Source organism: Streptomyces sp. NRRL S-495 (assembly GCF_000966955.1).
In the GTDB taxonomy this organism is placed as follows: domain Bacteria; phylum Actinomycetota; class Actinomycetes; order Streptomycetales; family Streptomycetaceae; genus Kitasatospora; species Kitasatospora purpeofusca.
The window spans coordinates 1-7282 of record NZ_JZWY01001013.1; the positions used below are offsets into that span (position 1 = coordinate 1).

The window sequence follows — 7282 nt, forward strand, 5'->3', positions numbered from 1 at the left end:
GGGGGAGGGGCAGGGAGGGAGGAAACGTCGACGGATGCGCCACCGTGAACGAGGCCGGCCCGGACCCGGCTGCTCTGCGGTGCAAAAGGGCAGCAGGCGCCTACTGCCCGGGCGAACAGGCGTTACTGACGATCCGTCGGATCGCTGTGAGGTAGACCATAGCCCACGGCGGTATCTATTTTTTACGCTCGCGAGATGTTCACCCGTGAGGGGTAACGACGGCTGGAACATCGCACTCCGGTGGACCGTCGCCCGAACGGCGCGGCACACTTGGCCCGACCGCGCCCCGGAAGGAAGCCATGCCTCCACGCCCGAACCCGACCATCCGTCAACGCAGGCTCGGAACGGAGTTGCGGAGGATGAGAGAGCAGGCAGGCCTCGGAGGATCCCAACTCGGCCGTGCCGTCGGAATGAGCCCCGCCCAGGTCACGCAAATGGAATCCGGGCGGATCGGCATCAGCGCGGAGCGGCTGAACACCATCGCTGCAGCCTGCAACTGTGCCAACCGGCCGCTGATCGACGCGCTTGCCAGCATCATCGGTGAACGGGGAAAGGGCTGGTGGGAGAGCTATCGCGAGGTGCTCACAACGGACTTCCTGGAAGTGGCCGAGGTTGAGGCGCATGCTCAGGAGATCGCCATCTGCACCACCACCTACATCCCGGGGCTTCTGCAGACCGGTACCTATGCCTCTGCAGTCTTCACTCGGATCTACCCGCCGCTCTCCCGAACCGAGATCGACATCAGGACCGCCTTCCGGGTCCAGAGGCAGCAGATCGTCCGCTCCGGCGGGACACCATTGCGGACGTACATCCATGAAGCGGCTCTGCGTATGCAGTTCGGAGGCTTGAAGGTTCTCGCCCAGCAGCTTGAGGCTCTGATTGAGGACTCCGCTCAGCCTGGGATCTCCGTGCGGGTGGTGCCGTTCGCACTTGACACCTTCCCGGGGTCCGGTGAGAACCTCACCTTCGCCAAGGGGCTGGTGCCCGAGCTGGACACTGTTCAGATGGATGTGTCACAGGGGACGCTCTTCTTCGACTCCCCGGCAGATCTGGCTAAGCAGCGGGTCATCTTTGACCGACTGGACTCCACTGCGCTCTCCGAGGACGGATCGCGCGACTTCATCCGTTCCCTCAAGAAGGAAATAGAGGCCAGCTATGCCTGATGCAATATGGCAGAAGTCCAGTTACAGCGCGGCGAACAACGAGTGCGTCGAGGTCCGTGCCGGCGTCGAGGCGGTTGAGCTTCGCGAGTCCGATGCCCCCGGCGTCATAGTCCGCGCGAACCACGCCACTCTCATGAACCTCCTCGATGCCATCAGGGCCGGCGATCTCGACCACCACGCCTGATCCAGCTGGCCCCTCGCTCGACCCGAGCGAGGGGCCAGCCACCCCAAAGCCGCCGTCCCTCACAGCTGAGGCAAGGGCGGAGTGGGAAGTCGGACCGGCCGACTTCCCACCTCCGGCGTCCTTGCACCGGGTGTCATGGGTGGGTAGACAGCGAGCGGGGAGGCCAGTGCTGTCGGCTGTGGCCAGGGGCATTGGCACCTCGGACGAAAGGGAAGGCGTGAGCAGCTCCGTCTGGCAGAAGTCCAGTTTCAGTGCGGCGAACAACGAGTGCGTCGAGGTCCGTGTTCGCGGTGAGGTGGTGGAACTCCGGGAGTCCGATGAGCCCGGAACGACCATCGGTGCGGATCCTGCGGCCTTCCGCTACCTGCTCAAATCGATCAAGGCTGGTGGCTTCGACCGGCTCGCATGGCCCCGGAGGCCCCTCGCTCGACCCGAGCGAGGGGCCTCCAATCAGTACGGGGAAGGGTGGCGTGCTCAGTCATCATTGGCAGAAGTCCAGCTACTCGGGTTCGAGTAATGCGTGTGTCGAGGTTCGTGTGATGGGCGGGCTGGTCGAACTGCGTGACTCCGACGACGGCGCTGTCGTCATCCGAACTGCTCCCGCCGTCCTCGTTGACCTCCTCCACGCCATCAAGGTCGGCGACCTCGACCACCATGCGTGATCTCGCTGGCGCCTCGCTCGGCCCGAGCGAGGCGCCAGCTCTCCACCGGCCGCTGTTCTCCTGGCGGGGGGGCAAGGGTGGAGTGGAAAGTCGGAATCGCCGACTTCCCACTCTGCGACGCTGTCCGGAACCGGCTGCCCTTCGCTCGAAGCGAGCGAGGGGCAGCTGTTCAGGGTGGGGCGGCAGAAATGAGAAGTCGGCCCCGCTGACTTCCTACTCCGGAGCCGCCGCCTCCAGCTCCTCCACCGTCCCGGACATGATCGTCCGCACGTGCGCGGTGATGTGTTCCGCAGACCAGTCCCACCAGGCCACGGCCAGGAGGCGGGTGACGTCGTCCTCCTCGTACCGGGTACGGATCACGCGGGCCGGGTTGCCGCCGACCACGGCGTAGTCCGGGACATCCGCCGTGACCACCGAGCCCGTCGCCACGATCGCGCCGTGGCCGATGCGGACGCCGGGCATCACCGTCACACCGTTGCCGAACCAGACGTCGTTGCCCACGACCGTGTCACCCCGGTTCGGGAGGTCGGTGAGCAGATCAAAAGAAGCAGCCCAGGAGCCGCCCATGATCGGGAACGGGAAGGTCGACGGGCCGTCCGTCCGGTGGTTGGCGCCGTTCATGATGAACCTGACACCGGTGCCCAGGGCGCAGTACTTGCCGATGACCAGCCGCTCCGGGCCGTAGTGGTACAGCACGTTCCGGGTCTCGAACGCCGTCGGGTCGTCCGGGTCGTCGTAGTAGGTGAACTCGCCGACCTCGATCAGTGGCGATGTCACCAGCGGCCGGAGCAGCACCACCCGGGGCTGCTCCGGCATCGGGTGGAGCACTGAGGGGTCAGGCATCGGCGCCGCTGTCGGGCTCGAAGCGGATCACGACGGCCTTCGATGTCGGGGTGTTGCTGATGTCGGCGGTCGAATCCAGCGGCACCAGGACGTTCGTCTCGGGGTAGTACGCCGCAGCCCCGCCCCGCGCCACCGGGTAGTGGACGACGCGGAAGTGCGGGGCGCGCCGTTCCACGCCGTCCTTCCACTCGCTCACCAGGTCCACGTACTGCCCGTCGGACAGGCCGAACTCGTCCGCGTCCGCCGGGTTGACGAGGACCACCCGCCGCCCGCCCTGGATGCCGCGGTAGCGGTCGTCGAGGCCGTAGATGGTGGTGTTGTACTGGTCGTGCGAGCGCAGCGTCTGCAGGAGCAGCCGGCCCTCCGGCACCTCCGGCGCGGTGAGCGGGTTGACCGTGAAGTTGGCCTTGCCGGTCGCCGTCGGGAAGGTGCGGGTGTCGCGCGGGCCGTGCGGGAGGGTGAAGCCGCCCGGGCGGCGGACCTTGTCGTTGTAGTCCTGGAAGCCGGGGACGACCCGGGCGATCCGGTCGCGCAGGGTGTCGTAGTCGGCGGCGAAGTCCTCCCACGGCACGGTGTCCTGCGGGCCGAGGGCGGCGCGGGCCAGGCGGCAGACGATGGCGATCTCGGAGAGCAGACCCGGGGCGGGCGGGCGCAGGCCGCCGCGCGAGGAGTGGACCTGGCCCATGGAGTCCTCGACGCTGACGAACTGGGCGCCGCGCGCGGTGACGTCGCGGTCGGTGCGGCCGAGGGTGGGCAGGATCAGCGCGCGGGTGCCGGTGATCACGTGCGAGCGGTTGAGCTTGGTGGAGACGTGCACGGTCAGCCGGCAGCGGCGCATCGCCGCCTCGGTGACCTCGGTGTCCGGGGTGGCGGCGACGAAGTTGCCGCCCATGGCGAAGAAGACGCCGATCCGGCCGTCCCGCATGGCCCGGATGGTGTCGACCGCGTCCAGGCCGTGCTCGCGCGGCGGCTCGAAGGAGAACTCGCGGCCGAGGGCGTCCAGGAAGGCGGGAGCGGGCCGCTCGAAGATGCCCATCGTCCGGTCGCCCTGGACGTTGCTGTGGCCGCGCACCGGGCAGACGCCGGCGCCGGGGCGGCCCACGTTGCCGCGCAGCAGCAGGAAGTTGACCACCTCGCGGATGGTCGGCACGGAGTGCTTGTGCTGGGTGAGGCCCATCGCCCAGCAGACGATGACCTTCTCGGAGGCGAGGACCATCCGGCCCAGCTCCTCGATCTGCTCCCAGGGCAGGCCGGTGGCGGCGAGCACCTCCTCGCGCGAGGTGGTCCGGGCCTCGGCGGCGAACTCCTCGAAGCCGTGGCCGTGCTCGGCGACGAAGGCGTGGTCGACGGCGTCCTTCTCCAGGATCAGCTGGTTCAGGGCACGGAACAGGGCGAGGTCGCCGCCGAGCCGGATCTGCAGGAAGAGGTCGGTCAGCTTGGTGCCGTGGCCGACCAGGCCGCGCGCCTGCTGCGGGTTCTTGAACCGCTCCAGCCCGGCCTCGGGCAGCGGGTTGACGCTGACGATGGTGGCGCCGGCGCGCTTGGCCCGCTCCAGGGCGGAGAGCATCCGGGGGTGGTTGGTGCCCGGGTTCTGGCCCGCGACGATGATCAGATCGGCCTGGTAGAGGTCCTTGAGGCTGACGCTGCCCTTGCCGACGCCGAGGGTCTCGGTGAGCGCCGAGCCGGAGGACTCGTGGCACATGTTGGAGCAGTCCGGCAGGTTGTTGGTGCCGAGCCGGCGGGCGAACAGCTGGTAGGCGAACGCGGCCTCGTTGCTGGTCCGGCCCGAGGTGTAGAACGCGGCGCCGTCCGGGGTGTCCAGGGCCCGCAGCTCCTCGGCGATCAGCGCGAAGGCGTCGTCCCAGGAGATCGGGGTGTAGTGGGTGGCGCCCTCGTCGAGGAACATCGGCGCGGTGAGCCGGCCCTGCTGGCCGAGCCAGTAGCCGGAGCGCTCGGCGAGTTCGGAGACCGGGTGCGCGGCGAAGAACTCGGCGCGGATCCGGCGCTCGGTGGCCTCCTCGGCGACGGCCTTGGCGCCGTTCTCGCAGAACTCGGCGGTGTGCGTCTTCCCGGGCTCGGGCCAGGCGCAGCCGGGGCAGTCGAAGCCGTCGGGCTGGTTGACCTTGAGCAGGGTGCTGAGAGTGCGGCGGGCACCCATCTGCTCGGCGGCCATCCGCAGGCTGTGGCCGACCGCGGGCAGCCCGGCGGCCGCGTGCTGGGGCGCGGACACCCGGGGGGCGTCCTGCGCCGGATCGCTCTGCGGGGCCTGCTTGGCCATGACTGCGCTCCTCGCTCTGCGTGCGGCCTGCGCGTCGTCGCGGGGCCCGTTGCCATCCTCCCACCAGGGCACTCGGGGGCGGCAGGGGAGATGTGGTCGAAGGCGGGAAGTGGAGGGCGGGAAGTGGAGGGGGGAGAAAGAGCGGGCGAAGGGACGGCCGGAGCGGGCGGTCCCGTGGATAGAGTGCGGAGGCGGCACGAGTGCGGGGGTGGGGCGGGTGATGGTCGGCGACGTGCTCGACGGTCGGTACGAGCTGGTGGAGCGGCTGGGCCAGGGCGGCTTCGGCGTGGTGTGGCGGGCCTTCGACTCCCGGATGCGGCGCCCGGTGGCGGTCAAGGTCATCAACCACCACGGCGAGGACCAGCAGAAGGCCGCGCTCCGGTTCGTCCGCGAGGCCTGCGCGGCCGGCAACCTCTCGCATCCGCACATCGTCACCGTGCACGACCTCGGCGAGGGTGAGCTGGGCGGCCGCAGGGTGACGTACCTGGTGATGGAGCTGATCACCGGCCGCACCCTGACCTCGGTGCTCCGGGACGGCCCTCCCGGTCCGGAGCAGAGCGTGCGCTGGGGGCGGCAGATCTGTTCGGCGCTGGCCGCCGCCCACGACGCGGGGATGGTGCACCGCGACATCAAGCCCGAGAACATCATGGTCACCGAGGCCGGCACGGTGAAGGTGCTGGACTTCGGCATCGCCCAACTCGACATCGGGGCGGGTGGGTTGACCACCACCGGGACGGTCGTCGGCAGTCCCGCGTACATGGCGCCGGAACGCTGGACCGGCGGCCGGGTGGACGGCCGGGCGGACCTCTACGCCTTCGGCTGCGTCCTGGTGGAACTCTGCACCGGGGCACGGCCGTTCAGTGGCGACTCGACGCCGGTGCTGATGTACCAGCACCTGAACGCGCCGCCGCCGGCGCTGGACCCGGCGGAGTTCGGGCTGCCGGTGGAACTGGCCGGGCTGGTCACGGAACTGCTGGCGAAGGACCCGGAGCACCGGCCGGCGGACGCGCGGACGGTGGAGCGGCGGCTCGCGGAGCTGGAGGGGGCGGCGGGGCCGGGGGAGCCTGCGGTGGAGGCGCCTGCCGAGGCGCCCGCGGAGCAGCCGGGGTTCGGGCCGGTGGTGGTGCTCGTCCCGCCGATGCCGGTGCTTCCGCCACCCGTGATGTTCGGCCCGGTGCCGCTGCTGCCGCCGCCCGTCGTGTTCGCGCCGATGGTGCTGCCCCCGGGCGCCGTTCCCCCGCTCACCACACCGCCGCAGGGCGCCGCGCCCCTGCCGACGCCGCACGCGACCGTCCGCGCCGCCCTGAGCGAGCGCCGGAGCGCCGCGCACCGGGCGGCGACGCCCGAGGAGTCCGCCGCCCTGCTGCACGCGGTCGCCCAGGAGGCGCTGGCCGCGCTCGGCCCCGCGGACCGCGAGACCCTCGCCGCCTGGCGGGACTTCGGCTGGTTCCTGAGCCGGACCGGCGACCTGGACGGCGCGATCCGGCTGCTGTCCACCGTCGCCGAGGACCTGCGGCTGGCCCTCGGTCCCTCCGACCCGGACACCCTCACCGCCCGCTACCACCTGCTCCGGTGCATCGGCGAGAGCGGCGAGACGGTCAGCGCGATGCGCCGGCTCGCCGAGCTGCTGCCGGAGCTGCACGCCGCCTGGGGTCCGCACGACCCGAGGGTGTTCCAGGCGCGGCACGACCTGGCGGTGTACACGGCCGAGCGGGGCGACCCGGAAAGCGCGGTGCTCCAGCTGCGCACCCTGCTGCCGGAGCTCGTCGGCGTCCTCGGCGAGCAGCACCCCGTCACCGTTCGCGCCTGGCAGGACCTGGCCGCCCAGCAGCAGCGGCTGGCGGCGGCCCCGGCCGGGCGGCCGAGGCCCGGCAAGCGGCCGCGGATGCACCCGGCCGAGGCGCTGGTGCTGATCCGCCGCGTGCTGACCTGGGAGTTCGCCTCGGAGCGGGAGGCGGACGCCTGTCTGGACGCGCTGGAACGGGGCACCGGGATCAAGCAGATCGGCGAGTGGATCCTCGCCGCGCCGGACCACGTCACGGCCGAGGACCTGGTGGAGGAGATCTACGGGCCGTGACGCGGCCCGCGCGCCGGAGCGTTCACACCGCCGCCACCACCTCGGCCTCCGCCGCCGCCTCCGCCGCCCCCACCC

Annotated in this window: 7 protein-coding genes; 5 read left to right on the plus strand and 2 right to left on the minus strand. The window is 70.8% G+C overall.

Annotation, left to right across the window (positions count from 1 at the left end; genetic code table 11):
* Positions 1–299 precede the first annotated feature (299 nt).
* From VR45_RS38015 to VR45_RS50350, 4 genes are read left to right on the plus strand one after another with little or no spacing between them, the layout of a single operon-like run.
* Complete coding sequence (locus VR45_RS38015) at positions 300–1163, plus strand: helix-turn-helix transcriptional regulator (protein ID WP_045944517.1); 864 nt, start codon at positions 300–302, stop codon at positions 1161–1163.
* A complete protein-coding gene (locus VR45_RS38020) occupies positions 1156–1347 on the plus strand; it encodes a DUF397 domain-containing protein (RefSeq protein WP_045944518.1) in 192 nt (63 codons plus the stop codon). The genes VR45_RS38015 and VR45_RS38020 overlap by 8 nt, the downstream gene beginning before the upstream one ends.
* Entirely contained in the window at positions 1310–1864 is a 555-nt protein-coding gene (locus tag VR45_RS45015; protein WP_078897399.1) for a DUF397 domain-containing protein, read from the plus strand. Before VR45_RS38020 ends, VR45_RS45015 begins: the two co-directional genes overlap by 38 nt.
* Positions 1818–2009: a DUF397 domain-containing protein gene (locus VR45_RS50350; protein WP_045944519.1), complete on the plus strand. Its 192-nt coding sequence runs from the start codon at positions 1818–1820 to the stop codon at positions 2007–2009. The genes VR45_RS45015 and VR45_RS50350 overlap by 47 nt, the downstream gene beginning before the upstream one ends.
* 213 nt (positions 2010–2222) lie before the next feature.
* On the opposite strand, the gene VR45_RS38030 is transcribed toward VR45_RS50350, so the two are convergent.
* Positions 2223–2852 (minus strand): CatB-related O-acetyltransferase, encoded by a 630-nt coding sequence (locus tag VR45_RS38030; RefSeq protein WP_045944520.1) that lies wholly within the window; start codon positions 2850–2852, stop codon positions 2223–2225.
* Complete coding sequence (locus VR45_RS38035) at positions 2845–5130, minus strand: FdhF/YdeP family oxidoreductase (protein ID WP_045944521.1); 2286 nt, start codon at positions 5128–5130, stop codon at positions 2845–2847. Before VR45_RS38035 ends, VR45_RS38030 begins: the two co-directional genes overlap by 8 nt.
* A gap of 232 nt (positions 5131–5362) precedes the next feature.
* On the opposite strand from VR45_RS38035, the gene VR45_RS38040 reads away from it, so the two are divergent.
* The gene (locus VR45_RS38040; protein ID WP_159394516.1) at positions 5363–7207 is read left to right on the plus strand and encodes a serine/threonine-protein kinase; all 1845 of its coding nucleotides are present in this window, start codon (positions 5363–5365) and stop codon (positions 7205–7207) included.
* The last annotated feature ends 75 nt before the right edge of the window (positions 7208–7282 follow it).

Bases quoted from the DNA above. Each gene is read 5' to 3' on its own strand.
- VR45_RS38020 (WP_045944518.1), top strand. From the start codon at position 1,156: ATGCCTGATGCAATATGGCAGAAGTCCAGTTACAGCGCGGCGAACAAC.
- VR45_RS45015 (WP_078897399.1), top strand. From the start codon at position 1,310: ATGCCATCAGGGCCGGCGATCTCGACCACCACGCCTGATCCAGCTGGC.
- VR45_RS38030 (WP_045944520.1), bottom strand. From the start codon at position 2,852: ATGCCTGACCCCTCAGTGCTCCACCCGATGCCGGAGCAGCCCCGGGTG.
- VR45_RS38015 (WP_045944517.1), top strand. From the start codon at position 300: ATGCCTCCACGCCCGAACCCGACCATCCGTCAACGCAGGCTCGGAACG.
- VR45_RS38035 (WP_045944521.1), bottom strand. From the start codon at position 5,130: ATGGCCAAGCAGGCCCCGCAGAGCGATCCGGCGCAGGACGCCCCCCGG.